General features: G+C 64.9%; 23 protein-coding genes. 7 read left to right on the top strand and 16 right to left on the bottom strand.

The annotated features are described in order from the left end of the window. Positions 1 to 6: 6 nt before the first annotated feature. The 10 genes from QMX96_RS19445 to QMX96_RS19490 form a co-directional block, all read right to left on the bottom strand. Positions 7 to 1,194 (bottom strand): ATP phosphoribosyltransferase regulatory subunit, encoded by a 1,188-nt coding sequence (locus QMX96_RS19445; RefSeq protein WP_043863531.1) that lies wholly within the window; start codon positions 1,192 to 1,194, stop codon positions 7 to 9. A 278-nt stretch (positions 1,195 to 1,472) separates the two neighbouring features. Next, on the bottom strand, positions 1,473 to 2,342 hold the full coding sequence (gene hflC / locus QMX96_RS19450; protein WP_043863532.1) for a protease modulator HflC: 870 nt from the start codon (positions 2,340 to 2,342) through the stop codon (positions 1,473 to 1,475). Next, positions 2,342 to 3,508, bottom strand: a complete 1,167-nt coding sequence (hflK, locus tag QMX96_RS19455) for an FtsH protease activity modulator HflK (protein WP_043863533.1) — start codon at positions 3,506 to 3,508, stop codon at positions 2,342 to 2,344. The genes hflC and hflK overlap by 1 nt, the downstream gene beginning before the upstream one ends. A 66-nt stretch (positions 3,509 to 3,574) precedes the next feature. Next, on the bottom strand, positions 3,575 to 4,906 hold the full coding sequence (gene hflX / locus QMX96_RS19460) for a ribosome rescue GTPase HflX (RefSeq protein ID WP_058541590.1): 1,332 nt from the start codon (positions 4,904 to 4,906) through the stop codon (positions 3,575 to 3,577). Positions 4,907 to 4,918: 12 nt separating this feature from the next. Then, complete coding sequence (gene hfq, locus QMX96_RS19465; protein WP_043863535.1) at positions 4,919 to 5,179, bottom strand: RNA chaperone Hfq; 261 nt, start codon at positions 5,177 to 5,179, stop codon at positions 4,919 to 4,921. 95 nt (positions 5,180 to 5,274) lie between these two features. After that, positions 5,275 to 6,249, bottom strand: coding sequence for a tRNA (adenosine(37)-N6)-dimethylallyltransferase MiaA (miaA, locus tag QMX96_RS19470; RefSeq protein WP_043863536.1), 975 nt, complete (start codon positions 6,247 to 6,249; stop codon positions 5,275 to 5,277). 1 nt (position 6,250) lies between these two features. Continuing rightward, on the bottom strand, positions 6,251 to 8,158 hold the full coding sequence (gene mutL, locus QMX96_RS19475; protein WP_043863537.1) for a DNA mismatch repair endonuclease MutL: 1,908 nt from the start codon (positions 8,156 to 8,158) through the stop codon (positions 6,251 to 6,253). Next, positions 8,155 to 9,579: an N-acetylmuramoyl-L-alanine amidase gene (locus QMX96_RS19480; RefSeq protein WP_196932996.1), complete on the bottom strand. Its 1,425-nt coding sequence runs from the start codon at positions 9,577 to 9,579 to the stop codon at positions 8,155 to 8,157. The genes mutL and QMX96_RS19480 overlap by 4 nt, the downstream gene beginning before the upstream one ends. 3 nt (positions 9,580 to 9,582) lie before the next feature. Continuing rightward, positions 9,583 to 10,053 carry a tRNA (adenosine(37)-N6)-threonylcarbamoyltransferase complex ATPase subunit type 1 TsaE gene (gene tsaE / locus QMX96_RS19485; protein WP_282362249.1) on the bottom strand — a complete coding sequence of 157 codons (471 nt, stop codon included), beginning with the start codon at positions 10,051 to 10,053 and terminating at the stop codon, positions 9,583 to 9,585. Beyond that, positions 10,041 to 10,901, bottom strand: a complete 861-nt coding sequence (locus QMX96_RS19490) for an NAD(P)H-hydrate dehydratase (RefSeq protein ID WP_123753295.1) — start codon at positions 10,899 to 10,901, stop codon at positions 10,041 to 10,043. Before QMX96_RS19490 ends, tsaE begins: the two co-directional genes overlap by 13 nt. 64 nt (positions 10,902 to 10,965) lie before the next feature. On the opposite strand from QMX96_RS19490, the gene queG reads away from it, so the two are divergent. Continuing rightward, positions 10,966 to 12,033, top strand: a complete 1,068-nt coding sequence (gene queG / locus QMX96_RS19495; RefSeq protein WP_043863541.1) for a tRNA epoxyqueuosine(34) reductase QueG — start codon at positions 10,966 to 10,968, stop codon at positions 12,031 to 12,033. A 106-nt stretch (positions 12,034 to 12,139) separates the two neighbouring features. Here the strand turns inward: queG and QMX96_RS19500 are convergent, their stop codons facing one another. Continuing rightward, positions 12,140 to 12,754, bottom strand: a complete 615-nt coding sequence (locus tag QMX96_RS19500) for a trimeric intracellular cation channel family protein (RefSeq protein WP_173925102.1) — start codon at positions 12,752 to 12,754, stop codon at positions 12,140 to 12,142. 90 nt (positions 12,755 to 12,844) lie between these two features. Further along, entirely contained in the window at positions 12,845 to 13,387 is a 543-nt protein-coding gene (gene orn, locus QMX96_RS19505; RefSeq protein ID WP_043863543.1) for an oligoribonuclease, read from the bottom strand. A gap of 100 nt (positions 13,388 to 13,487) precedes the next feature. On the opposite strand from orn, the gene rsgA reads away from it, so the two are divergent. Next, positions 13,488 to 14,519, top strand: a complete 1,032-nt coding sequence (gene rsgA / locus QMX96_RS19510; RefSeq protein ID WP_196932997.1) for a small ribosomal subunit biogenesis GTPase RsgA — start codon at positions 13,488 to 13,490, stop codon at positions 14,517 to 14,519. 3 nt (positions 14,520 to 14,522) lie between these two features. Here rsgA and QMX96_RS19515 read toward each other — a convergent pair whose 3' ends face one another. Beyond that, the gene (locus QMX96_RS19515) at positions 14,523 to 14,810 is read right to left on the bottom strand and encodes a DUF3077 domain-containing protein (protein WP_043863545.1); all 288 of its coding nucleotides are present in this window, start codon (positions 14,808 to 14,810) and stop codon (positions 14,523 to 14,525) included. A gap of 681 nt (positions 14,811 to 15,491) precedes the next feature. Between QMX96_RS19515 and QMX96_RS19520 the strand changes: the two genes are divergently transcribed. Continuing rightward, positions 15,492 to 15,971: a toll/interleukin-1 receptor domain-containing protein gene (locus QMX96_RS19520; protein WP_078479874.1), complete on the top strand. Its 480-nt coding sequence runs from the start codon at positions 15,492 to 15,494 to the stop codon at positions 15,969 to 15,971. Positions 15,972 to 16,038: 67 nt separating this feature from the next. Here QMX96_RS19520 and motB read toward each other — a convergent pair whose 3' ends face one another. Beyond that, entirely contained in the window at positions 16,039 to 17,055 is a 1,017-nt protein-coding gene (motB, locus tag QMX96_RS19525; RefSeq protein WP_043863547.1) for a flagellar motor protein MotB, read from the bottom strand. 3 nt (positions 17,056 to 17,058) lie between these two features. Further along, on the bottom strand, positions 17,059 to 17,910 hold the full coding sequence (motA, locus tag QMX96_RS19530) for a flagellar motor stator protein MotA (protein WP_282362250.1): 852 nt from the start codon (positions 17,908 to 17,910) through the stop codon (positions 17,059 to 17,061). Positions 17,911 to 18,058: 148 nt separating this feature from the next. Here motA and QMX96_RS19535 point away from each other — a divergent pair, with 148 nt between their 5' ends. The 3 genes from QMX96_RS19535 to asd are packed head-to-tail and all read left to right on the top strand — an operon-like array spanning position 18,059 to position 21,308. Then, on the top strand, positions 18,059 to 19,579 hold the full coding sequence (locus QMX96_RS19535; protein WP_054916178.1) for an HDOD domain-containing protein: 1,521 nt from the start codon (positions 18,059 to 18,061) through the stop codon (positions 19,577 to 19,579). Between the two features lie 46 nt (positions 19,580 to 19,625). Beyond that, complete coding sequence (locus tag QMX96_RS19540; protein WP_282362251.1) at positions 19,626 to 20,432, top strand: rhodanese-like domain-containing protein; 807 nt, start codon at positions 19,626 to 19,628, stop codon at positions 20,430 to 20,432. A gap of 9 nt (positions 20,433 to 20,441) precedes the next feature. Further along, positions 20,442 to 21,308: an archaetidylserine decarboxylase gene (gene asd, locus QMX96_RS19545; protein WP_282362252.1), complete on the top strand. Its 867-nt coding sequence runs from the start codon at positions 20,442 to 20,444 to the stop codon at positions 21,306 to 21,308. A gap of 153 nt (positions 21,309 to 21,461) precedes the next feature. On the opposite strand, the gene serB is transcribed toward asd, so the two are convergent. Continuing rightward, positions 21,462 to 22,676: a phosphoserine phosphatase SerB gene (gene serB / locus QMX96_RS19550; protein WP_043863552.1), complete on the bottom strand. Its 1,215-nt coding sequence runs from the start codon at positions 22,674 to 22,676 to the stop codon at positions 21,462 to 21,464. Positions 22,677 to 22,811: 135 nt separating this feature from the next. Between serB and QMX96_RS19555 the strand changes: the two genes are divergently transcribed. Next, complete coding sequence (locus tag QMX96_RS19555) at positions 22,812 to 24,305, top strand: histidine kinase (RefSeq protein ID WP_282362253.1); 1,494 nt, start codon at positions 22,812 to 22,814, stop codon at positions 24,303 to 24,305. The last annotated feature ends 195 nt before the right edge of the window (positions 24,306 to 24,500 follow it).

Raw genomic sequence — 24,500 nt, forward strand, 5'->3', positions numbered from 1 at the left:
GGAATCTCAAATGGCCAGCGGCAGAACCTGCCAAAGCCCGTTTTGCTGAATCAATTGCCGATCGCAATCCGCCTCGACGGCGGCGGTCAGCGGCTGCCCAGGCAAGGCCTGAACCACCCGCTGGCCCTCACTGCGCAATTGGCAGACCAACTGCCAAAGTGCTGCATCGCTGCTGTCGGGCATCCAGATCCCGCCAGACGGCAACACCACCTCGGCTCGCCCCAGTGTGACCAGGGTCTTCAAATCCGTGGAGAAACCGGTAGCCGGGCGTGCCCGGCCAAAGTCTGCTCCGATGTCGTCATAACGACCGCCCTGGGCGATCGACTGGCCGACGCCTGGCACGAAGGCGGCAAACACCACACCGGTGTGGTAGTGGTAGCCGCGCAACTCGCCCAGGTCGAAATACAGCGGCAGCTCGGGGTAACGCGTGGCGAGGCGCTCGGCGATCGCCATCAGGTCATCCAGCGCCGCCAGCACTGCGGCCGGGGCACGGCCCAGGCGCACACGTGCCTGCTCGAGCACTTCGCGCCCACCGCACAGCTCGGTCAGCGAACGCAGCATGCCGGCCAGGTCAGCCGGCAGCGTGGCGGTCAGCTCGATCACTTCGTCGATGGCCTTGCGCTGCAGGGCGTCGAACAACTGCTGCTCGACCGCGCCCGACAAGCCGGCCGCCCGGGCCAGGCCGCGGTAGATACCGACATGCCCGAGGTCCATGTGCACATCCGGCACGTCGGCCAGTTGCAGCATGGCCAGCATCAGGCTGATGACCTCGACGTCGCTGACCGGGCTGGCATCGCCGTACAGCTCGGCGCCCAGCTGAATCGGGCTGCGCGAGGTCGACAGCGCACGTGGCAAGGCGTGCAGCACGCTGCCGGCATAGCACAGGCGGCTCGGCCCTTCACGGCGCAGGGTGTGCGCGTCGATGCGCGCCACCTGTGGCGTGATGTCGGCCCGAAAGCCCATCTGCCGCCCGGATTGCGGGTCGATGACCTTGAAGGTGCGCAGATCCAGGTCCTGGCCGGCACCGGTGAGCAGCGATTCCAGGTACTCGATATGCGGGGTCACGACAAACTCGTAACCCCAGCTCTGGAACAGGTCCAACACCTGACGACGCGCGATCTCGATACGCGCCGCCTCAGGTGGCAGTACTTCTTCGATGCCATCTGGCAGCAGCCAGCGGTCTACCGTTGCCATTACGCCATTTCCCCTATGGTCCGGGCGGCCTGCCCGCGGGCGAGCCTTGAGTGAAGCAGCTATCGGCACACAATGACGGGCAGCGCTGATTCCAGCGAAACCGCAGTACCGATACCCTCGTAAAACCTGAAGTGCGCCACAAGCCCGGGCCCGATAAAGGCCAATCGATCTTGCAGACGCAAAAAAGCCGGGAATTTCCCGGCTGCCGCATCATACACCCGTTTTCTCGCGGGAGGCACCCCGCCCGACGTTTTAGCCGCCGGGCGGGGTGTGCATGCTTACGGTTTGGTCTTGCCCATGAAGCGGAAGAACTCGCTGCTCGGGTCCAGCACCAGCACGTCGCTCTTGTCGGCGAAGCTCTCGCGGTAGGCCTTCAGGCTGCGATAGAACGCGTAGAACTCCTGGTCCTGGCCATAGGCCTTGGCGTAGATGGCTGCTGCCTGGGCATCACCATCACCACGGGTTTCTTCCGACTCGCGATAGGCTTCGGCCAGCAACACGCGGCGTTGACGATCGGCGTCGGCACGGATGCCTTCGGCCAGCTCGTTACCCTTGGCGCGGTGCTCGCGAGCTTCACGCTCACGCTCGGTGCTCATGCGTTCGAACACGCTGCGGTTCACTTCCTTGGGCAGGTCGATGGCCTTGACGCGAACGTCGACCACTTCGATGCCCAGCTCCTTGCTGGCCATGCGGTTCAGCGAAGCGGTGATGTCAGCCATCAGCGCGTCACGTTCACCGGATACCACCTCATGCAGGGTGCGCTTGCCGAACTGGTCGCGCAGGCCGCTTTCCAGACGGCGCGACAGACGTTCATCGGCGATCTGCTTGAGGCCCGAAGTCGCGGTGTAGAAACGCTCGGCGTCCTGCACGCGCCACTTGGCGTAGGCATCGACCATCACCGCTTTCTTCTCCAGGGTCAGGAACCGCTGGGTCGGTGCGTCAAGGGTCATCAGCCGCGCGTCGAACTTGCGCACCTGGTTGACGTAGGGAACCTTCACATGCAGGCCAGGCTGCACATCGGCCTGTACCACACGGCCGAATTGCAGCAGCACGGCGCGTTCGGTCTGGGCCACGATGTAGAAGCTGTTCCAGGCGACGATCGCCAGCACCACGGCGACGATCACGGCGATCAGGGATTTATTGCTCATCAGCGGCTCTCCCTGGAGCGCGTCTCGCGCTGTTGCTGTTGCAGGTCTGCGGCGGCACGGTTGGCGGCGTCATTGGCCGACGGCGTGACGCTGGTGACCGGGGTGCTGCCACTGCGGCGGCTGTCGATCATCTTGTCCAGCGGCAGGTAGAGCAGGTTGCTCTGACCGTCCTTGCCGGATACCAGGACCTTGCTGGTGTTGCTATACACTTCCTGCATGGTGTCCAGGTAAAGACGCTGACGGGTCACCTCTGGAGCCTTGCGGTACTCGGCGACCAGCTTGGTGAAGCGGTCGGCCTCACCCTTGGCACGCGAGACCACTTCATCGCGGTAGCCGTTGGCATCCTCGATGATGCGCTGCGCCTGACCACGGGCTTCCGGCACCACGCCGTTGGCGTAGGACTCGGCCTGGTTGCGCGCACGCTGCTCGTCTTCACGGGCACGGATCACGTCGTCGAAGGCTTCCTGCACTTCACGCGGGGCTGCCGCGCTCTGCACGTTGACCTGGGTCACGGTGATACCGGTACGGTAGGTGTCGAGGAAGCGTTGCAGACGCTCCTTGATTTCCACGGCCATCTGCTCACGACCTTCGGTCAGCACCTTGTCCATCGAGGTGGAACCCACCACGTGGCGCAGGGCACTGTCGGTCGCGTGCTGCAGGCTGACTTCAGGCTGATCGACGTTCAGCACGAAATCCTGCAGGTTGGTGATCTTGTACTGCACGGTCAGCGGCACTTCGACGATGTTCTCGTCTTCGGTCAGCATCTGGCCCTGCTTGGTATAAGCACGCTCGCGGGTGACGTTCTCCATGTACTTGCGATCGATCGGCGGGAAGTAGATGTTCAGGCCCGGCCCTACGGTTTCGTAGTATTTGCCGAAGCGCAGCACCACGGCCTGCTCCTGTTCGTCCACCACGTACACGGCGCTGTACAGCCATATGGCCGCCAGTACGGCCAGGCCGATACCCAGCAGACCGAAACCGGCACCCTTGCCGGAGCCGCTGTCGCCGCCCCGTTTCTTGCCACTGCCGAACATGCCGTTCAGGCTATCCTGCAGCTTGCGGAAGGCCTCGTCGAGATCCGGTGGTCCCTTCTTGTCGCCGCCACCACGGCGCCCACCCCAAGGATCCTGATTGTTCGAGTTGCCACCCGGCTCATTCCAAGCCATAGCGCTCTCCATCTGATAAAGCAAAGACGCGCCCACGGCGCGCCGTCCAATGCTACAGAATGCCTGTCACGGCTGCCCGACCGCGAGGTCGGGCTTGTATTGCAAAGTGTGTTGCTCGATGAACTCCAGCGGTTTCATCCCCTCGCGGCTTACCAGGCGATTGAACTCGACCCGGGACAAGCGTACCGCCAGCAGGGTGTTGCCGTCTTCGTCATGGTCTTCGCTCTGCACCGCCCCCAGGTCGAAGAACAGCGCGCGCAACCGCGCGAAACGCTGTTCCAGGCGCAGGGTACCGATGAACAGGTCATCCCCCAGCAGTTCTGCAATCGCCTGCCCCACCAGCTCCAGGCCACGACCGTCACGGGCCGATACCCATACCCGCTGCGGCTTGCCGTCGGCATCGCGCTGGATCTGCGGCTCGACCCCTTCGAGCAGGTCGAGTTTGTTATACACCTCGAGGATCGGCAAGCCTTCGGCACCGATCTCGCCGAGCACCGCCATGACCTGCTCGATCTGCTCCATGCGCTCCGGCTCATGGGCGTCGATCACGTGCAGCAGCAGGTCGGAGTTGCTCGACTCTTCGAGCGTAGCCCGAAATGCCTCGACCAGCTTGTGCGGCAGGTGACGGATGAAGCCCACGGTGTCGGCCAGCACCACCGGCCCGACGTCATCCAGCTCGAGCCGACGCAGGGTCGGGTCGAGGGTGGCGAACAGCTGGTCGGCCGCATACACCTCGGACTGGGTCAGCGCATTGAACAAAGTGGACTTGCCGGCGTTGGTGTACCCCACCAGCGACACCGAGGGGATATCCGCGCGCTTGCGCCCGCGCCGTGCCTGCTCGCGCTGGCTGCGCACCTTCTCCAGGCGGCCCTTGATCTGGCGCAGGCGTATGCGCAGCAGGCGCCGGTCGGTTTCGAGCTGGGTTTCACCCGGCCCGCGCAGACCAATACCGCCCTTCTGCCGCTCGAGGTGAGTCCAACCGCGCACCAGGCGCGTGCTCATGTGCTCGAGCTGGGCCAGTTCGACCTGCAGCTTGCCTTCGTGGGTACGTGCCCGCTGGGCGAAGATGTCGAGAATCAGACCCGTGCGGTCAAGCACGCGACACTCGAAGATACGTTCGAGGTTACGTTCCTGACTGGGCGTGAGGGTGTGATTGAAAATGACCAAATCGGCCTGTTCGGCTTTGACCAGGTCGCGAAATTCCTCGACCTTGCCGCTGCCAATCAGGAACTTGGCGGTAGGCTGGTGTCGCGCCACATTGGCGAACGCGACAATATCGGCACCGGCCGACAGGGCCAGCTCGCGGAACTCCTGCGGGTCTTCGCGCGCCTCAGGGCTCTGACCTTCCAAGTGAACGAGGATTGCCCGTTCACCACCACCGTGGCGCTCAAAGAACAAAGCAGACTCCTATCAGGCGTTACCTGGCTCAGCGTCGCCCTGTTCGGCGTCGGCTGCGCTTGGCAGACGAATCGGACGAACCGGCACCACTGTCGAGATCGCGTGCTTGTAGACCATCTGGCTGACGGTGTTCTTCAGCAGAATCACGAACTGGTCGAACGACTCGATCGTGCCCTGCAGCTTGATGCCGTTGACCAGATAGATCGAAACGCCGACCTTCTCTTTTCTCAAAGTATTCAAGTAAGGGTCTTGTAGCGAATGCCCTTTTGACATATGCCGCACTCCTGTAAGGATCAATAGTAAAAAATCAAAGAAATATGATGGCTCAGGCCGCCCCACCCCCAAGAGTAGACGGCAATTGCAGGGACTCAGCCCAATATGGAGACCGATCCCAGGTATTTCAAGGTGCGTGGCAGATTGTCGCAAGCCAGGCTGTCCAACCAGTGCAGATCGGCCCAACTGCGCAACCAGGTAAACTGCCGCTTCGCCAATTGGCGAGTGGCAATGATGCCGCGCTCCTGCATTTCAGCTGCACTCAACTTGCCATCAAGGTGATCCCAGACCTGGCGATAACCGACTGCCCGTATAGACGGCAGCCCTGCATGCAAGTCACTTCTGGCACGCAGTGATCGGACCTCGTCGACGAAGCCCTGTTCCAGCATTTGCCCAAATCGTAGCGCAATTCGCTCGTGCAGCACCTTTCGATCCTGCGGGGCGATTGCCAGGCTGGCGACAGTATAGGGCAATTGTTCCTGGCCCGAAGCGCCTGCGACGCTACTTTGCGCCGATTGACGCTCGCGATGTGACGTCATCGTCATGCCGCTGACCCGGTACACCTCCAGCGCCCGTACCAACCGCTGCGGATCGTTGGGGTGAATGCGCGCCGCCGATTCGGGGTCGACCGCCGCCAGCTGGGCGTGCAAGGCCTGCCAGCCCAGCTGTGCAGCCTCGGCTTCAAGCTCGGCACGCACCTGCGCATCGGCCGCAGGCATATCGGCCAGGCCTTCGAGCAGCGCCTTGAAATACAGCATGGTGCCGCCCACCAGCAGCGGGATATTGCCGCGCGCGGTGATCTCGGCCATGGCCTGCAGCGCATCGCGGCGAAAATCGGCTGCCGAATAGCTCTGGGCCGGGTCGAGGATGTCGATCAGCCGGTGCGGGTGCTCGGCCAGCAACGCCTTGGACGGCTTGGCGGTGCCGATGTCCATGCCGCGGTAGACCAGCGCCGAATCGACACTGATCAGCTCGCACGGCAGCACCTTGGTCAGCTCGATGGCAAGGTCGGTCTTGCCGGCGGCGGTGGGGCCCATCAGGAAGATGGCCGGGGGATTGCGAACTGCCATATCAGCGACCGCGCAGGAACAGTTTGTCCAGATCGTCCAGGCCCATCTGGGTCCAGGTCGGTCGGCCATGGTTGCATTGACCGCTGCGCTCGGTGTTTTCCATGTCGCGCAGCAGGCCGTTCATTTCCGGCAGGGCCAGGCGCCGGTTGGCGCGAATCGCGCCATGACAGGCCATGGTGCCGAGCAGCTCGTTCAGGTGTGCCTGGATACGGTCGCTGGTGCCGTATTCCATCAGGTCGGCCAGCACGTCCTGCACCAGGCGATTGGCCTCGGCCTGCTTGAGCAACGCAGGGATCTGCCGGATCGCCAGGCTTTCCGGGCCCAGGCGCTGCAGTTCGAAGCCCAGGCGCTGGAACCACGCCGCGTGTTCTTCGGCGCAATCGGCCTCGCGCTGGCTCAGGGCCAGAGACTCGGGCACCAGCAGCGGCTGGCCGCTCAGGCCCTCGCTGGCCATGGCCACCTTGAGCCGCTCGTACATGATCCGCTCGTGGGCCGCATGCATGTCCACCAGCACCAGGCCCTGGGCGTTCTCGGCAAGAATATAGATGCCCTTGAGCTGCGCCAGCGCATAGCCCAGCGGCGGAATATCGCCCTGGCCCTGAGGCAGGTTGGCCGGCTCGCTGCCGGGCAGCGGGGCGAAGAATTCGCGATACACCCCCTGGGCCTCGGCCGCGGGCAATGCCTGGGCCGGACGCGGGGTGTACTGGTACTGGTAGCCGGCGCCCGAGCCACTGCCCGCGGCGCTACCCGCCGTGTTCAGCATCGGCTGCGCCGGGGGCTGTTCGAGCAGATTGGCGGCCAGGCGCATCTCGCCCTGGGGGCCGAACTCGCCGGCCTGCAGGCCACTGGGGCGCTCCACCTCGGGGGCAGCGGCTGCACCCGGCTGGTGATCCTGCGGGCGCACATCGGCCAGCGCCCGGTGCAGGGTGCCGTACAGGAAGTCGTGCACCATGCGCCCGTCACGAAAGCGCACCTCGTGCTTGGTGGGGTGCACGTTCACGTCCACGCCGGTGGGGTCGACCTCCAGAAACAGCACGAAGGTCGGGTGCCGGCCATTGAACAGCACGTCGCGGTAGGCCTGGCGCACCGCGTGGGCGACCAGCTTGTCGCGCACGGCACGGCCGTTGACGAAGAAGTATTGCAGGTCGGCCTGGCTGCGCGAGAAGGTCGGCAGGCCGACCCAACCCCACAGATGCAGGCCGTTGCGCTCCACCTCGATCGGCAGCGCCTGCTCCAGAAAGCCCGGGCCGCAGATCGAGGCCACGCGCCGTGCGCGGGCCGTGTCGTCATGGGCTTCATGCAGGCTGAGGACGCTCTTGCCGTTGTGGCGCAAATGAAAGGCCACGTCGAAGCGCGCCAGCGCCAGGCGCCGGATGACTTCCTGCAGATGGTCGAATTCGGTTTTTTCGGTCTTGAGGAACTTGCGCCGGGCCGGGGTATTGAAGAACAGGTCGCGCACCTCGACCGAGGTACCCACCGGATGCGCTGCCGGCTGCACCCGCGGGGACATGTCGCGGCCTTCGGTTTCAACCTGCCAGGCCTGGTCGGCGTCGCGGGTGCGCGAGGTCAGGGTCAGGCGCGCGACCGAGCTGATCGACGCCAGTGCCTCGCCGCGAAAGCCCAGGCTCATTACCCGCTCGAGGTCTTCCAGGTCGCGGATCTTGCTGGTGGCGTGCCGCGCCAGGGACAACGGCAGGTCGTCGGCAGCGATACCGCTGCCATCATCGCGCACCCGCAGCAGCTTGACCCCGCCCTGCTCCACCTCGACGTCGATGCGCCGGGCGCCGGAGTCGAGGCTGTTTTCCAGCAGCTCCTTGATCACCGAGGCCGGGCGTTCGACCACCTCGCCTGCGGCGATCTGGTTGGCAAGCCGCGGGCTGAGCAGCTCGATGCGAGCGCCGCTGCTCATGGCTGGCCAGCCAGCGTGGTGGCCGGTACGTCGAGGTTCTGGCCCACCTTCAGCTCATCGGTTTTAAGGCCGTTGGTGCTGCGCAGGCTGGCCACGCTGACCTGGTAACGCACGGCGATCATGGCCAGGGTCTCGCCCGGACGCACGGTGTGCTCGCGCGGGCCCTGGGCGATCTTGCCGCTGTCTCGCAGGAAGGCGATGTAGGTGCCCGGCGGCGGGTTCTGCTGGAAGAACTGGCGCACGCCACTGTGGATCGAGCGTGCCAGGGCCTGCTGATGGCTGGCAGTGGCCAGCTTGGAGGCCTCGTTGGCGTTGGAGATGAACCCGGTTTCCACCAGGATCGACGGGATGTCCGGCGACTTGAGCACCATGAACCCGGCCTGTTCCACGCGGCGCTTGTGCAGCGGGGTGACCCGGCCGATATTGCCCAGCACCTTCTGCCCCACGTTGAGGCTGGAGCTGAGCGAGGCGGTCATCGACAGGTCGAGCAGCACGCCCGCAAGCATGCGGTCCTTGTCGTCGAGGCTGACGTTGCCGGCACCCCCGATCAGGTCGGAGCGGTTTTCGCTGTCGGCCAGCCAGCGCGCCGTCTCGGACGTGGCGCCACGGTCGGACAGGGCGAACACCGAGGCACCGAAGGCCGCCTTGGACGGCGCGGCGTCGGCGTGGATCGAGATGAACAGGTCGGCGCCCTTCTTGCGCGCAATCTCGGTACGCTTGCGCAGCGGGATGAAGTAGTCGCCGGTACGCGTCAGCTCGGCGCGAAAGCCCTTCTCGCTGTTGATCTGGCGCTGCAGTTCCTTGGCGATGGCCAGCACGATGTCTTTCTCATGCTGGCCGCGCGAGCCGGACGCACCCGGGTCTTCGCCGCCGTGACCGGCGTCGATGGCGATCACGATGTCACGCTTGCCGCTGGGCACCGGGGTCAGCTTGATCGCCGGCTGCGTCGGGGTCACCGGCACGGCCGGCGTGGTGGCCACCGACGGGGTCGGGGTGGGTGGCGTGGCGTCGGATTCCTGATCGAACAGGTCGACCACCAGACGGTTGCCGTACTGGGCGTTGGGCGCCAGGGTGAAGCTCTTGGGTGTCACCGACTTTTTCAGGTCGATGACCACGCGAAGGTCGGTAGGGGTGCGCTGCGCCGAGCGCACGCTGGTGATCGGGGTATTGGAGGTGGACACGTTCAAAGGCGCACCCAGGGTTGCGCCATTGATGTCGATCACCAGGCGATCCGGGGCCGTCAGGGTGAACACACTGTGCTGCACCGGGCCGGACAGGTCGAACACCAGGCGTGTGTTGTCCGGCGCACGCCATAAACGGACACTCTTGACTTGCGTGATCGCGAAGGCATCGACGGTTACTGCCGCCAGCAGCAGTCCTACAACGCCAAACAGTGCGCGAAAGCGCATACCTATCCCCATTTTCTAATTGATATCCAAGGCCAGAGCGGCACACCAGGCTTCACCGCGAGAGCCCTGCGGCAACAGGTTCAGCGAACGCCCGTCCGCCTGGGGGCTTATGGTAATGGTCAGGTCGGGCTTTGGCAAAATGCCCGCCCCCTTCTGGGGCCACTCGAACAGGCACAGTGCGTCGTCTTCGAAGTAGTCGCGAATGCCCATGAACTCCAGCTCCTCCGGATCGACCAGGCGATACAGGTCGAAATGGAAGGCACGAATGTCGCCAATCTCGTAGGGCTCAACCACAGTGAAGGTAGGACTTTTCACCGCGCCGGTGTGTCCCAGACCACGGATGATGCCCCGTGACAGGGTGGTCTTGCCGGCCCCCAGGTCACCCTCGAGGAAAATCACGCCGTGACCCTTGGTCACCTGGGCGATACGGGCACCGAACTCACACATGGTCGCTTCGTCGGCCATAAACAGGGTTACACCTGACACGCTGAATGCTCCTCCAGAACTTGACGAATGACCGGTATCAGGTCGCTGGCCGCCAGCCCGCGACCTTGTACGCCCAGGCGCTCGCCGGCACAGGCGTGCAGCCACACCCCCAGGCAGGCGGCGTCCCAGGCCGGCATGCCCTGGGCCAGCAGCGCACCCAGCACGCCGCTGAGCACATCGCCCAGGCCGGCACCGGCCATGGCCGGGTGACCGCGCTGGCACAGTGCCAATTGCCCGGCCGGGTCGGCCACCAGCGTGCCGGCGCCTTTAAGCACACACACCGCCGCGTACTTGCGCGCCAGCTTGAGCGCCGCCCAGGAGCGATCGGCCTGCACCGCTTCGGTGGAAATCCCCAGCAGGCGCGCCGCCTCCCCCGGATGCGGGGTAATGATGCTGCCCGCCGCCAGCGGCAAGGGTGCTTGCGCCAGCAGGTTCAGCGCATCGGCATCCCACACCTGGGCGTGCCTGGCCGGCACCACCGCCGAGAGCAGGCTGCGCCCCCAGGCGGCCTGCCCCAGTCCGGGTCCGACCACCAGTACGGTGGCGCGTTCAATCGACGCCATCAACTGGTTGGCCGAATACACGCCCAGGCTCATCACCTCGGGCAGGCGGGCCAGCGCGGCGGGCAGTTGCTCGCTGCGGGTGGCCAGTGACACCAGGCCGGCGCCGCAGCGCAGCGCCGCCTCGGCACTGAGCAGCACCGCACCGCCCGTGCCACGGTCGCCACCGACCACCAGCACATGGCCGAAGTCGCCCTTGTGTGCGGCATTCGAGCGCGGCGCGAGGCTCGCCAGGGTGACGCTGGTGAGCACCAATGGCTGATTTGCAGGGTGTTTGGTCTGAGGCATGCGTCGTTCGGCTCCGATGTCTGGCAGAATTATACGCACCTGAGTCATCGTTGCCCTATTTCGCATGTCTGCTTCCCCCCTCGATCTACCCGCCCTCGCCCAATCGATCAAGGATTGGGGCCGTGAACTGGGCTTTGCGCACGTCGGCATTGCCGGTGTGGAGCTGGGCGAACACGAAAAACACCTGGAACGCTGGCTGGCCGAGGGCTATCACGGCGAGATGGAGTACATGGGCGCCCATGGCAGCAAACGCTCGCACCCCGACGAGCTGGTGCCGGGCACCTTGCGCGTGGTGTCGCTGCGCATGGACTACCTGCCGGGCGACACGCAGATGGCGCAGATGCTCGCCCAGCCCGAAAAGGCCTACATCTCGCGCTATGCGCTGGGGCGCGACTACCACAAGCTGGTCCGCAAGCGCGTACAGCACCTGGCCGAGCGCATCCAGAAAGACATCGGGCCGTTCGGCTTCCGCGCCTTCGTCGACAGCGCGCCGGTGCTGGAAAAGGCCATCGCCGAACAGGCCGGGCTGGGCTGGATCGGCAAGAACACCTTGTTGCTCAACCGCAAGGCGGGCAGCTACTTCTTCCTCAGCGAACTGTTCGTCGACCTGCCGCTACCGGTGGACGAGGCGCAGGCCACCGAGCATTGCGGACGTTGCAGTGCATGCCTGGACATCTGCCCCACCCAGGCCTTCGTGGGGCCGTATGTGCTGGATGCGCGGCGCTGCATTTCGTACCTGACCATCGAACTGAAGAGCGCGATCCCCGAAGAGCTGCGGCCGCTGATCGGCAACCGGGTGTTCGGCTGTGACGATTGCCAGATCGTGTGCCCGTGGAACCGCTTTGCCCGGCCCACCGGCGAAGCGGATTTCAAGCCGCGCCACGGGCTGGACAATGCCGGACTGGCGGAGCTGTTCATGTGGGATGAAGAGACGTTTCTGGCCAGCACCGAAGGCTCGCCGCTGCGCCGGGCGGGGTATGAGCGCTGGTTGCGCAACCTGGCGGTGGGGCTGGGCAATGCGCCCTCGACCATACCGGTGCTGGAGGCGCTCCAGGCGCGGCGGGAGTATCCGTCGGAGCTGGTGAGGGAGCATGTGGAGTGGGCGCTGCGTCAGCATCAGGCACGGCTTTAGGTCTGCAGCGCGACCATCGCGGGCCAAGCCCGCTCCCACAGGGACAGCACCGGTTTCAAGAACAGTGGTGATCCTGTGGGAGCGGGCTTGACCCGCGAAGAAGCCCTCAATGCTCGTCGTTGTACTGGAACTTCGGCATTTCCCAGCGAAACCGTATCGCCAGCAGCCTGAGCAGCAACCCGCCAAACAGCGTCAGCAGAATCGCCTGCTCCCCCGGCACCTTGAAGTACACGCACCCCAGGTAGAACCACGCCGCCAGAAACGACACGCTGGCATACAGCTCACGCCGGAAGATCAGCGGAATGTCGTTGCAGAAGATATCCCGCAGGATGCCGCCAAACACGCCGGTGATCACCCCGCTGATCGACGCCACCAGCATGCCCTGGCCCATTTCCAGCGCGGTCATGCAGCCAATCAGGGTGAACGCCACCAGCCCCAGCGCATCGAGCACCAGAAACAGCGAACGCAGGTGGCGCATCAGCGGCGCGATAAAAATGGTGATCAAGGCCGCCACGCTGGTCAGCACCAGGTACTCCGGGTGCTTCACCCAGGTCAGCGGGTAGTGGCCCAGCAGCACGTCGCGCACCGAGCCTCCGCCCAGGGCCGTGACGCAGGCGATCAGCACCACGCCGAACCAGTCCATGCCGCGCCGCCCGGCCGACAGCGCCCCGGTCATGGCTTCGGCGGTAATGGCGATCAAATAGAGCATCAACAGCATGATGGCGCAGGTCCGTGCAAAGAGGCGCGCAGTCTACCCAGTTGCCCCAGGCACCAAAAGGGGGCGCGCCAACGATTGTTGGCGCAGTGCGGGTCAGAACTTGATGAAGTGCTCGCGGTAGTGGCGCAGCTCGGCGATGGATTCGCGAATATCGTCCAGCGCCAGGTGCGTGCCACCCTTCTTGAAGCTGTCGCGCACCTCGGGAGCCCAGCGTGCGGCCAGCTCCTTGAGGGTGGACACGTCCAGGTTGCGGTAGTGGAAGAAATTCTCCAGCTCGCGCATGTGGCGGTACAGGAAGCGACGGTCCTGGCAGATGCTGTTGCCGCAGATCGGCGACTTGCCCTTGGGCACCCACTGCTCCAGGAAGCGGATCGTCTCGGCCTCGGCCTCGGCCATGCTCACCTTGCTCTCGCGCACGCGCTGGGTCAGGCCGGAGTTGCCGTGGGTACGGGTGTTCCACTCGTCCATGCGCGCCAGCACCTCGTCACTGTGGTGGATGGCGATCACCGGGCCTTCGGCCAGGGTGTTCAGGTCACTGTCGGTGACGATGGTGGCCATCTCGATGATGACGTCGCTGTCCGGATCCAGGCCGGTCATTTCCAGATCGATCCAGATCAGGTTCTGTGGGTTCTGCATGATTCTGCTCCTCGGTAGGCGCGCAGTTTAGCCTAGTGGAGCGTGCTAGACTCGACGCCGTTGCACCCTCACATGCTTTGCTTGACGAAACGAGACCTACATGGCCAAACGCCAGCTCAATCGCCGCCAGAACTGGCGCATCGAAAAAATCCAGGGTGAGCGCGCCGCCCGCGCTGCCAAACGCGAACAGCACACGCTGGACACCCTCGAAGGCGGCGACCTGGGGCCTGAACAACTGGGCCTGGTGATTGCACACTTCGGCGTGCAGGTGGAAGTCGAAGCACAGGACGGCGACGTGGCCGGCCAGGTGTTCCGTTGCCACCTGCGCGCCAACCTGCCAGCGCTGGTCACTGGTGACAAGGTGGTATGGCGCGCCGGCAACCAGGGTATCGGCGTGATCGTGGCGCAGATGCCGCGCAGCACCGAGCTGTGCCGCCCCGACAGCCGTGGCCAGCTCAAGCCGGTGGCGGCCAACGTCGACCTGATCGTGATCGTGTTCGCCCCGGCCCCCGAGCCGCATGCCAACCTGATCGACCGTTACCTGGTGGCCGCCGAGCATGCCGGTATCCGCCCGCTGCTGCTGCTGAACAAGGCCGACCTGATCGACGAGCAGAACGCCCCGGCGCTGAATGCGCTGCTGGCGGTGTACCGTCAGCTGGGTTACCCGCTGCTGGAAGTGTCGGCGCACCATGGCGACGGCATGCAGCAGTTGCAGACCATGCTCGATGGGCACATCAGCGTGTTCGTCGGCCAGTCCGGGGTGGGCAAGTCGTCGCTGGTCAACAGCCTGCTGCCCGATGTCGACACCCGCGTAGGCGAGCTGTCGGAGTGGTCGGGCCAGGGCCAGCACACCACCACCACCGCGCGGCTGTACCACTTCCCGGGTGGCGGTGAGCTGATCGACTCGCCGGGCATTCGCGAGTTCGGCCTGGGGCACGTGAGCCGGGCGGACGTGGAGGCCGGCTTCATCGAGTTCAACGACCTGATCGGCACCTGCCGCTTCCGCGACTGCAAGCACGACCGCGAGCCGGGCTGTGCGCTGCTCAAGGCGCTGGAAGACGGGCGCGTGCAGCAGCAGCGCATGAACAGCTATCGCTCGATCATTGCCAGCCTGCCGCAGGACAGCTACTGACCGTCATGGCGCAGGCGTTTGTTCGATGAACATCGCGTGCGCCACATCCTCGACCAGGGCCTTGGACATGCCGCTCAGGTAATGTGCCGCCCAGACAAGCGTGCCATCCGGCTCGATGCCGGCTTGCAAGGTGAGCTTGTAGGCGCAACTGAGCAGCAGGGCTGATTGTTCCAGGGCGAAGTCGGCGTTGTGGCCGGCTTGCACGCGAAACAGGCGCTCGGCGGTGGGGCCGCCCTCGCCTTCGCCGAAAGTGCCGACGCCTAGTGTCTTGAAGACTGAGCTGTTTTCCATCTGTTATCTCCCGACGACTTTCTTAATTGGCTCTACGGGCGTCTTCGCCGGCAAGGCCGGCTCCTACAGGTACTGCGAGCCTTTGTAGGAGCCGGCCTTGCCGGCGAACGAGCGCACAGCGCTCGCGATCAGTGCACGAGAGGATGTCTTCGAGGGGCAGATTGGCGTAATGCGGTGGATCGGGGACGATTTTCAACATGACCAACTCCAGTATCAGTGGAGCTACCACGCTTTGCTGTCAAACAAATAGGTGGCAGCTGTACGCGGGTTGACAGACCGAGGATACCGGAACTCGGCGCACACGAAGTGCCCCACGCACAGCCGCCATAAAGCGATGCACATGTGGTCCGAAATCAGTAACGGCCTGTCAAAACCGGTCGTTGAACACCAACGACGCGACGCAGACTAGAGCGCTACCGTGACCACCGCAATGGCGGGAAAGCGGCAAAAGTATGATTGGGAAGGGGCCTACAGGGAATAGGGAAATTCCGAAGATTCGCCTTACGCGGACACCTGTAGGAGCCGGCCTCGCCGGCGAAGGCGTCAGTTGTCGCAACACATTTGTAGGCCTTTTCACCCAGGCATGTAGTCCACCTCCTGATTCAATCCCACGCCTTGCACCACGCGTCGTAATCATCAAAGGTATCCCGCACCAGATTTGCGCCCACCAGGGACCTCCGGATGCCAGTCTCACTCCTCTACTGCCGCAACGACCTGGCCGCCGCCATGGCCATCGGCGAGCACCTGCGCCTCGAGGGCCTGGCCACCTGCCTGGAGGCCATCGACCCCCAGGCCGACGATGCCTGCACCCTCACCACCCTCATCAGCCGCAGCCTGCACGGCTGCACCCACCTGATCGTGCTGGTGTCGGGCAACACCTGCGGCGCCTGGTGGGTGCCCTTCGCCCTGGGCGCCGCAGCGCTGGCCGACCGACGGGTCGCCACGTTCCAGCTGGGCGAGCCGGCCAGCCCCACCTACCTGGGCGAACTGCCGACCATGGCGCAAGCCGCCGACCTGGACCTGTTCGTCAGCGCGTACCGCCTGGAACACACCCTTGGCCGTGCCCTCAACCTGCCCACGCAGGCCGCACCTGGCGACAATCGCTGCAATGCCCAGCACTTCCAGGCCGAGCTCAAGGCCAGCATCGGTCGCGGCTACTGAAATGCCGAACCCCACACAGCACAACGCCCGCACGGATCACTCCATGCGGGCGTTGTCGGCTGCCGGCTCACTGCGGCTTGTTGGGCTCGTCCATCTTCAACACGCCATCCTCGAAGATGTTCAGCTTCTCGCGCAGTTCACGCGGCTGCATCGGCTCGGGCTCGGGCGTCGGTGCCGCAGCGCCCGGCGCAGGTGCCGCGCCCGGCTGGGCTGCGTCCGGCGGCGTCGGCGAGGTCTGCTCGCCCTCGATAGTGCGCTGGGCCTTCTTGGTCAGCACGATGATGTCGATACGACGGTTCACCGGGTTGAGCGGGTTCTCGCGGTCGAACAGCGACGACGATGCATACCCCACCACCCGCGCCACCTGGGCATCCGGATAGCCACCGGCCACCAGCGCCCGACGCGCCGCGTTGGCACGGTTGGCCGACAGCTCCCAGTTACCGTAATCACCGGTGCCGGCGTAGGGCTTGGCATCGGTGTGGCCGCTGATGCTGATCTTGTTCGGCACCGCCTTGATGGTGTCGGCCATGGCCAGCAGGATGTCCTCGAAGTACGGCTGCAGGCGCGCACTGCCCAGGTCGAACATCGGCCGGTTCTCGGCGTCCATGATCTGGATGCGCAGGCCGTCCTGGGTGATCTCGAACAGGATCTGGTCCTTGAACTTCTGCAGTTGCGGGTTCTCTTCGACCTTGTTCTGCAGCTCCTGCAGCACCAGGTTCAAGCGGTCTTTCTCGACCTGCTCGGCCATGCTCTCGACCGCGTCCTTGTCCAGCTGGATGCTGGTGTCAGGCGTCGGCTCGGACTGCACTTCAGGGTTGATGGTCTTTTCCGGGGCCAGCTCTGGCGAGCCGCCCAGGTCGATGATGTACGGGGTGCCGCTCTCGGAGAACCCGATCGGGTCCTTGAAGTAGCCGGCAATCGCGATCTTCTGCTCGGGCGTGGCGGTGGACAGCAGCCACAGCACAAGGAAGAACGCCATCATCGCCGTGGCGAAGTCGGCGAACGCGATTTTCCAGGCGCCGCCGTGATGGCCGCCGCCGAAGCGCTTTACGCGCTTGATGATGATCGGCTGATTGTTTTCCATGGATCAGCGACCGCGAACTGCTTGTTCCAGCTCGGCAAAGCTTGGACGGTGCTTGGGGAACAGCACCTTGCGACCGAACTCCACCGCCAGCGATGGCGGCATGCCGGAGGCCGACGCCACCAGTGCGGCCTTGATCGCCTCGTACACGTTGACCTCTTCCTTGGCGTCGTGGGCCAGGGAGGTGGCCAGCGGGCCGAAGAAGCCGTAGGCCGCCAGAATACCGAAGAAGGTACCCACCAGCGCCGCACCCACGTGCAGGCCGATGGACTTCTGGTCGCCCTCGCCCAGCGAGGCCATGGTCACCACGATACCCAGTACCGCCGCCACGATACCGAAGCCGGGCATGCCGTCGGCGATGCCGGTCACGGCATGGGACGGGTGGTCGAGCTCTTCCTTCATGCTCAGCAGTTCCATGTCGAACAGGCCTTCGAGCTCGTGCGGGGCCATGTTGCCGGTGGACATGATGCGCAGGTAGTCGCAGATGTACGCGGTCATGCGCTCATCCTTGAGTACCGCCGGGTACTTGGCGAAGATCGGGCTAGCCGTGGCGTCTTCGATATCGCCCTCGATCGCCATCATGCCTTCGCGCCGGCTCTTGTTGAGGATCTCGTAGATCAGGCCCAGCACTTCTATATAGAAGGTGTGCGAGAAGCGCGAGCCGAACATGCTCAGCGACTTCTTGATCACGTGCATGGTCATGTAGCCGGGGTTGGCCTGCAGGAACGCACCAAAGGCGGCACCGCCGATGATCAGCACCTCGAAAGGCTGAATCAGGGCCGCGATCTTGCCGTGAGAAAGAACGTATCCGCCAAGCACGCTCGCGAATACGACAATGATGCCGATAATTTTAGCCATAGATTGGAAGCACTTACTGTCGTGGTCAGGGTCGGGGGCGGAAGTTCGTAAAACTCTTCTTCTACTTATCGGCAGTTCTGCGCCAGACTATAGCCAGTCAAGGCGAAAAGCCAGTTCGGCCACCTCCCAGCATGCCTAGTGAACTCACGTGCCAACTCAAATTCCAAAGACCCTAGACGCCTGGATCAAACTGCTCGACAGCGTGCAACTGCCGGTGCCGCTGGACAGTCACGAGCGGGTAAAAGCCGCCATCGGCGACAGCCGCCGCTCGCTGCGTGACATCGCCGATCTGATGCAGGACAGCCCCGCGCTGGTGCTCAGCGTGATGCGCGAAGCCAACCGGCATACCCACGCCAGCATGGCCGAGCCGGCCGAAAGCCTGGAAATCGCCCTCAACCGGCTTGGCCTCAAGCGCGCCGAAGAACTGCTGCTGCGCCTGCCCACCGCGCCGCCGGCGCAGATCCCCAAGGCCCTGCGCCACCTGCAGATGATCAGCCTGCATGCCAGCCAGCAGGCCAGCGGCCTGTTCGCCAGCCAACTGGCGCGGCTGTGGCAGGAGATCCACTGGGGCAGCCTGCTGTTCCTCTCGCCGTTGTGGACCCTGGCCCTGGCGCACCCCAAGCTGATCGAGGAATGGGAAGTGCGCGTGGTGCACCGCGGCGAGCCGGCGCTGCGCGTGGAGCGCGAACTGTTCGGTGTGCCCCTGCTGGCGCTGTGCCGCGCCCTGGCCGACTACTGGCGCCTGCCCAACTGGGTCACCCAGGGCTATCACGTGCTCAGCGAAGAACGCCGCCTGCTGGTCAAGGTCATGCACATCGCCCGCCTGCACGACAACCCGCTGCGCCAGCAACAGCTGCTGGACGCCGACCCGGCCCTGCGCCGCTGGCTCAACCAGCCGGCCAACACCGTGCTGCTGGCCAACGGCCTGGCCCTGGCGGCGCAGCACGCCTGGGACTGCCCGCACAGCCAGCGCTGGCAACGCCTGACCAGCCTGTACCTGCAGGTGCCGCTGAGCGACGTGCAGCAACAGGTGCACCAGCAGGCCGCCAACAGTGCGCGCCTGCACGCCGACGACGACCTCTACCACCCCGCCGAATCGCTGATCTGGCCGACCGGCTCGCACTACGTGCACCGCCGCCTGCGGCCTGCCGACGTGCCCTCGACCGAATCGCTGGGGGCCTGGCGCAAGTACTGCGCCGACCTGCTGGTAGAGCCCAGTGCATTCACCAACGCCATGCACCTGACCACCTACGCCCGCGATGCCCTGGTGGCCTGCGGCATGCAGCGGGTGATGATGCTGATGGCCGACAAGGGCATGACCCACCTGCGCGTGCACCAGATCGCCGGGCTGCCCGCCGAGGCCGGCGGCCTGGTGGTGCCGCTCGCCCAGAGCAAGCTGCTGCAACGCCTGCTGACCCAGTCGGCACAACTGCGCCTGACCCCGGACAACTATGCCCAGTTCGGTGCCCTGCTGCCCGGCACCTTGCGCGTGCTGTTCCGTGGCCAGCACCTGCTGCTGCGCTCGCTGTCGAGCAACGGCAAGGTGGTGATGGTGGTGCTGGCCGACCAGGGCGGCGGCCCGTTCTCGGAGATCAGCGTGCAGGCGTTCGGCAAGACCGCCCAGTGCATCGAGCGCGCCCTCACCGCCTTCAGCAACCGCAGCACCTGACCCATGCGCTACAATCGCCCACTCTGTTCCGATCTGGAGACTCTGGATGACTGACTTTTCCGGCTTGCCCCTGGTGATTGAACCCGCCGACCTGCAAGCCCGCCTGGATGCGCCGGGGCTGATCCTGGTCGACCTGACCAGCACGAAACGCTATGGCAGCGGGCACATTCCCGGTGCGCGCTTCGTCGACCCCAAGCGCACCCAGCTGGGCCAGCCACCGGCGCCCGGGCTGCTGCCGAGCCAAGGCGACCTGGAAAAGCTGTTCGGCGAGCTGGGGCACAACCCGGACGCCGTGTATGTGGTGTATGACGACGAAGGCGGCGGCTGGGCCGGGCGCTTCATCTGGTTGCTGGATGTGATCGGCCATACCCGCTACCACTACCTCGACGGTGGCGCGCTGGGCTGGACCGGCGAGCTCTCGACCGATGTGCCCGCGCCCGCTGCCGGCAGCGTCAGCCTGACCCTGCACGAATCCCCCACCGCCACCCGCGAATACCTGCAAAGCCGCCTGGGCGCTGCCGACCTGGCGGTCTGGGATGCGCGCAGCCCGCAGGAATACCGGGGTGAGAAAGTGCTGGCCGCCAAGGGCGGACACGTCCCGGGCGCGGTCAACTTCGAGTGGACGGCCGGCATGGACCAGAACGATCACCTGCGCATCCGCAAGGACATGCCCCAGATCCTCGAGCAGCTGGGCATCACCCGCGACAAGGAAGTGATTACCCACTGCCAGACCCACCACCGCTCCGGCTTCACCTATCTTGTGGCCAAACACCTGGGCTACCCACGGGTCAAGGCCTATGCCGGCTCATGGGGCGAATGGGGCAACCACCCCGACACGCCTGTAGAAGTTTAAGGAAATTCAATGAAATCCCGCTTGTTCATCATCAGCCAGTACCTGCTGCCCCACCACCTGCTGTCGCGCCTGGCCGGCTGCGTGGCCGAATGCCGCGTGAAATGGTTCAAGAATGCCTTCACCGCGTGGTTCGCCAAGCGCTACCAGGTCGACATGTCCCAGGCCCAGGTCGAAGACCTGACCGCCTACGAGCACTTCAACGCATTCTTCACCCGCGCGCTCAAGCCGGATGCACGCCCGCTGGACCAGACCCCGGGGGCGATCCTGTGCCCGGCCGACGGCGCTGTCAGCCAGCTGGGCCCGATCGAGCATGGCCGCATCTTCCAGGCCAAGGGCCACAGCTTCAGCACCCTTGAGCTGCTGGGCGGCGACCCGGCCAATGCTGCGCCGTTCATGGGCGGCGAATTCGCCACCATCTACCTGTCGCCCAAGGACTACCACCGCGTGCACATGCCGCTGGCCGGTACCCTGCGCGAGATGATCTACGTGCCGGGGCGGCTGTTCTCGGTCAACCAGACCACCGCCGAAAACGTGCCGGAGCTGTTTGCGCGCAACGAGCGCGTGGTGTGCCTGTTCGATACCGAGCGCGGGCCGATGGCCGTGGTGCTGGTGGGCGCGATGATCGTGGCGTCGGTCGAGACGGTATGGGCCGGGCTGGTCACGCCGCCCAAGCGCGAGCTGAAGACCTTCCGCTACGACGAGGCAGCGCGTGCACCGATCCACCTGGAAAAAGGCGCCGAGCTGGGCCGCTTCAAGCTGGGTTCGACGGCTGTGGTGCTGTTCGGGCCAGAGCAGGTGAAGTGGGCCGAATCGCTGGGTGCGGGGTCGGTGGTGAACATGGGCGAATGCCTGGGGTTGCCGGCGCAGCACGCCTGACCCAACAAAAAGCCCGCAGCGATGCGGGCTTTTTTGTGCCTGGCTGTCGGGCCTCATCGCGGGTCAAGCCCGCTCCCACAGGGGCTGCACGGCCTTCTGGAGCGATGGCAAACCTGTGGGAGCGGGCTTGACCCGCGCAGCGGCCGCGCTTTCTCAGTCGCGACCGTCGCGATCCCTGAAGCCCAGCAGATACAGCACCCCATCCAGCCCCAGCGTCGAAATCGCCTGCTTGGCCGACTGCTTGACCAGCGGCTTGGCCCGGAACGCCACGCCCAGGCCGGCAATCGCCAGCATCGGCAGGTCGTTCGCACCGTCGCCCACGGCAATCGTCTGCTCCATCTGCAAGCCTTCCTTGCGTGCCAGCTCGGTCAACAGGTCAGCCTTGCGCTGCGCGTCGACAATCGGCTCCACGGCTACGCCGGTCACCTTGCCGTCCACCACTTCCAGCTCGTTGGCGAACACATAGTCGATGCCCAGCTTGGCCTGCAGCTGCTTGGCAAAGTAGGTGAAGCCACCCGACAGGATCGCGGTCTTGTAGCCCAGGCGCTTGAGCTCGGCGAACAGCACCTCGGCGCCCTCGGTCAGGCGCAGCGAAGCACCGATCTCGTCCAGCACGTTGACGTCCAGGCCCTTGAGCAGCGCAAGGCGTTCCTTGAAGCTGGCACGAAAATCCAGCTCGCCACGCATGGCACGCTCGGTGATTTCCGACACCTGCTCGCCCACGCCTGCCGCCTTGGCCAGCTCGTCGATGACCTCGGCCTCGATCAGGGTGGAGTCCATGTCGAACACCGCCAGGCGACGGTTGCGGCGGAACAGCGAGTCCTGCTGGAAGGCGATGTCGACGTTGAGCTCCTGCGCCACGCTGAGGAACTCGGCACGCAGGGCCTGCGGGTCGGCCGGCTCGCCACGCACGGAGAACTCGATGCAGCCCTTGCCCTGGTCGGCCGGGGTGTCCAACGCGATACGACCCGACAGACGGTCGATATGGTCGATGTTCAACCCGTACTGGGCGGTGATGGAGCTCACCCGCTGCAACTGCTCGGCAGTGACCTTGCGCGTCAGCAGGGTCACGATGTGGCGGGCCTTGCCCTGGCCGTCGACCCACTGCTGGTAGTCCTGCTCGGAAACCGGGGTGAAGCGCACCTGCTGGTCCAGCTTGTACCCGGTGAAGAGGATGTCCTTGAGCACGGCGCTGGCCTGCTCGGTGCTGGGGATTTCCACCAGGATGCCGAACGACAGCGTGTCGTGGATGACCGCCTGGCCGATGTCGAGGATGTTCACCCCGCCCTGGGCGAGCACGCCGGTAATGGCCGCGGTGAGACCCGGACGGTCCTCGCCGGTGATGTTAATCAGAACGATTTCGCGCAAAACGGGCTCCGACACAGTGACAAAACGCGCATTCTACCCACTTTCGCAGACCATCGGGCGCAGTCGATACTTTGCCGGCCCATGCCCTGTCGCTATACTGCGCAGCACCTTCTCCGACATAAAGAGCCGCGCTCTGTGAACCGGCCCACGCCAGTTAAAACCGACAATTTCTTCCTGCTGATCTTCCGTGCCCTGCGCCAGCGCCGTGTGCCGTTGGCCTTGCGGATCGCCTGCCACAACGTGTTTCTGGTAGCGCTGGCGCTGGTCATCTACGCCGGGGTCATGGGCCTGCAGTTCAAGCAGGCCATGCACGAGCAGGCCGACGCCCTGGGTCAGAGCCTGACCACGCAGACCGCCACGTCTGCCACCGAACTGCTGGTGTCCAACGACATCCTCAGCCTCAACGTGCTGCTCGGCAACCTGGTGAAGAACCCGCTGGTGGCCCATGCCGCCATCTACAGCGTCGACAACCGGATCCTCGCCGAAGCCGGCCAGCGCCCGAAAAACGGCCTGCTGGGCGAGGTCGAGGGCCTGTACCAGACCAAGATCACCTTCCAGGACGTGACGGCCGGGCAACTGCGCATCAGCCTGGACATGAGCCAGTTCCAGCAGCCGCTGACCATCAGCCTGCAGAGCATGGGCATTCTGGCGGCGATCCTGCTGGCTCTTGCTCTGGCCTTGAGCCTGCGCCTGGGGCGCTTCATTTCGACGCCGCTGCTGCAACTGCGGGTGTGGCTGCGCGACCTGGATGCCTACACCCCGGCCACCGACCGCCAGGACGAGATCGGCGACCTGGCGCGCCAGCTGCATTCGCGCTTTGCCCCGCCACCGCCGGAGCCTGAAGCAGAGCCCGAGGAAGAAGACGACTACGACGAACATGAAGCGCAGCCGGCCTTGCAGGTGCGCAACCTGCGCGAGCCGGCGCTGGAGCCCAAGCCGGCGCTGCCCAGGCCAGTAGCGCATGATGAAGACGACGACGAGGCGTTTGCCGACCTGCGCGACGACAGCGATGCCGCGCCGCAGGCTGTAATACCCGCTGCGCCACGCGAGCCGCAGGCCAGTGCGGTGCTGGCGGTGCAACTGGGCTCCCAGGAGCAACTGCGCCGCCTGCCTCGGGCACGTCTGACCGAACTGCTGGACCGCTACCGCGACTGCCTCGACCAGGCCGCGTCGCTGTATGAAAGCGAAGTGCACACACTCAACGATGGCAGCACGCTGCTGTTGTTCCACAGCTCGGAAAGCGGCGAGGACTACCTGACCAACGCCATCTGCTGTGGCGAACTGCTGCGTGCCCTGGGGCATGCGTTGCAGGTGGAAGTGGCCGACAGCGGGATTACCCTGCAATTGCAGCTGGGCCTGGCGCTGGGTGAAGACCTGCACGGCCTGAGCCAGATCGACCTGCTGCTGACCGACAAGGCCCAGGATGCCCTGGCGTTGTCGCAACACAGCCGCAACCTGCTGCTGGTGGAGCGCAAGGTCAGTGATGATGCGCTGATTCGCCAGCGTGCCCGCATCCGCCCGATTGCCAGCCCTGAAGGGGCGTGCTGTGTGGAGCGCCTGATGGAGCCGTATCCGTCGATGCTGGAGCGCCAGCTGGCACGGATGCACGAGCGCCAGATCAAGACCTGAGGCCCCGTAGGAGCCGGTTTCAACCGGCCACAAAAAAGCCCGCATCGCTGCGGGCTTTTTTGTGGCCGGTGTCCCGTCCTGAATAAGGTTTACACCTCCCATCCCGAATTTCCGGAGAGTCAGATGGAGCAAGGTGTAAAGCGCACACAGCGTGATTACTCACTGTCTTTTAAATTGGCGGTGGTTGATCAGATT

This window comes from Pseudomonas sp. PS01300 (assembly GCF_029960155.1).
GTDB classification, from domain to species: domain Bacteria; phylum Pseudomonadota; class Gammaproteobacteria; order Pseudomonadales; family Pseudomonadaceae; genus Aquipseudomonas; species Aquipseudomonas palmensis.

Bases quoted from the DNA above. Each gene is read 5' to 3' on its own strand.
- asd (WP_282362252.1), top strand. From the start codon at position 20,442: ATGAAATCCCGCTTGTTCATCATCAGCCAGTACCTGCTGCCCCACCAC.
- QMX96_RS19490 (WP_123753295.1), bottom strand. From the start codon at position 10,901: ATGCCTCAGACCAAACACCCTGCAAATCAGCCATTGGTGCTCACCAGC.
- hflK (WP_043863533.1), bottom strand. From the start codon at position 3,508: ATGGCTTGGAATGAGCCGGGTGGCAACTCGAACAATCAGGATCCTTGG.
- QMX96_RS19445 (WP_043863531.1), bottom strand. From the start codon at position 1,194: ATGGCAACGGTAGACCGCTGGCTGCTGCCAGATGGCATCGAAGAAGTA.
- QMX96_RS19480 (WP_196932996.1), bottom strand. From the start codon at position 9,579: ATGGGGATAGGTATGCGCTTTCGCGCACTGTTTGGCGTTGTAGGACTG.
- motA (WP_282362250.1), bottom strand. From the start codon at position 17,910: ATGGCTAAAATTATCGGCATCATTGTCGTATTCGCGAGCGTGCTTGGC.
- miaA (WP_043863536.1), bottom strand. From the start codon at position 6,249: ATGGCAGTTCGCAATCCCCCGGCCATCTTCCTGATGGGCCCCACCGCC.
- rsgA (WP_196932997.1), top strand. From the start codon at position 13,488: ATGGCCAAACGCCAGCTCAATCGCCGCCAGAACTGGCGCATCGAAAAA.
- orn (WP_043863543.1), bottom strand. From the start codon at position 13,387: ATGCAGAACCCACAGAACCTGATCTGGATCGATCTGGAAATGACCGGC.
- hfq (WP_043863535.1), bottom strand. From the start codon at position 5,179: ATGTCAAAAGGGCATTCGCTACAAGACCCTTACTTGAATACTTTGAGA.
- queG (WP_043863541.1), top strand. From the start codon at position 10,966: ATGTCTGCTTCCCCCCTCGATCTACCCGCCCTCGCCCAATCGATCAAG.
- mutL (WP_043863537.1), bottom strand. From the start codon at position 8,158: ATGAGCAGCGGCGCTCGCATCGAGCTGCTCAGCCCGCGGCTTGCCAAC.
- hflC (WP_043863532.1), bottom strand. From the start codon at position 2,342: ATGAGCAATAAATCCCTGATCGCCGTGATCGTCGCCGTGGTGCTGGCG.
- motB (WP_043863547.1), bottom strand. From the start codon at position 17,055: ATGGAAAACAATCAGCCGATCATCATCAAGCGCGTAAAGCGCTTCGGC.
- QMX96_RS19520 (WP_078479874.1), top strand. From the start codon at position 15,492: ATGCCAGTCTCACTCCTCTACTGCCGCAACGACCTGGCCGCCGCCATG.
- QMX96_RS19515 (WP_043863545.1), bottom strand. From the start codon at position 14,810: ATGGAAAACAGCTCAGTCTTCAAGACACTAGGCGTCGGCACTTTCGGC.
- QMX96_RS19540 (WP_282362251.1), top strand. From the start codon at position 19,626: ATGACTGACTTTTCCGGCTTGCCCCTGGTGATTGAACCCGCCGACCTG.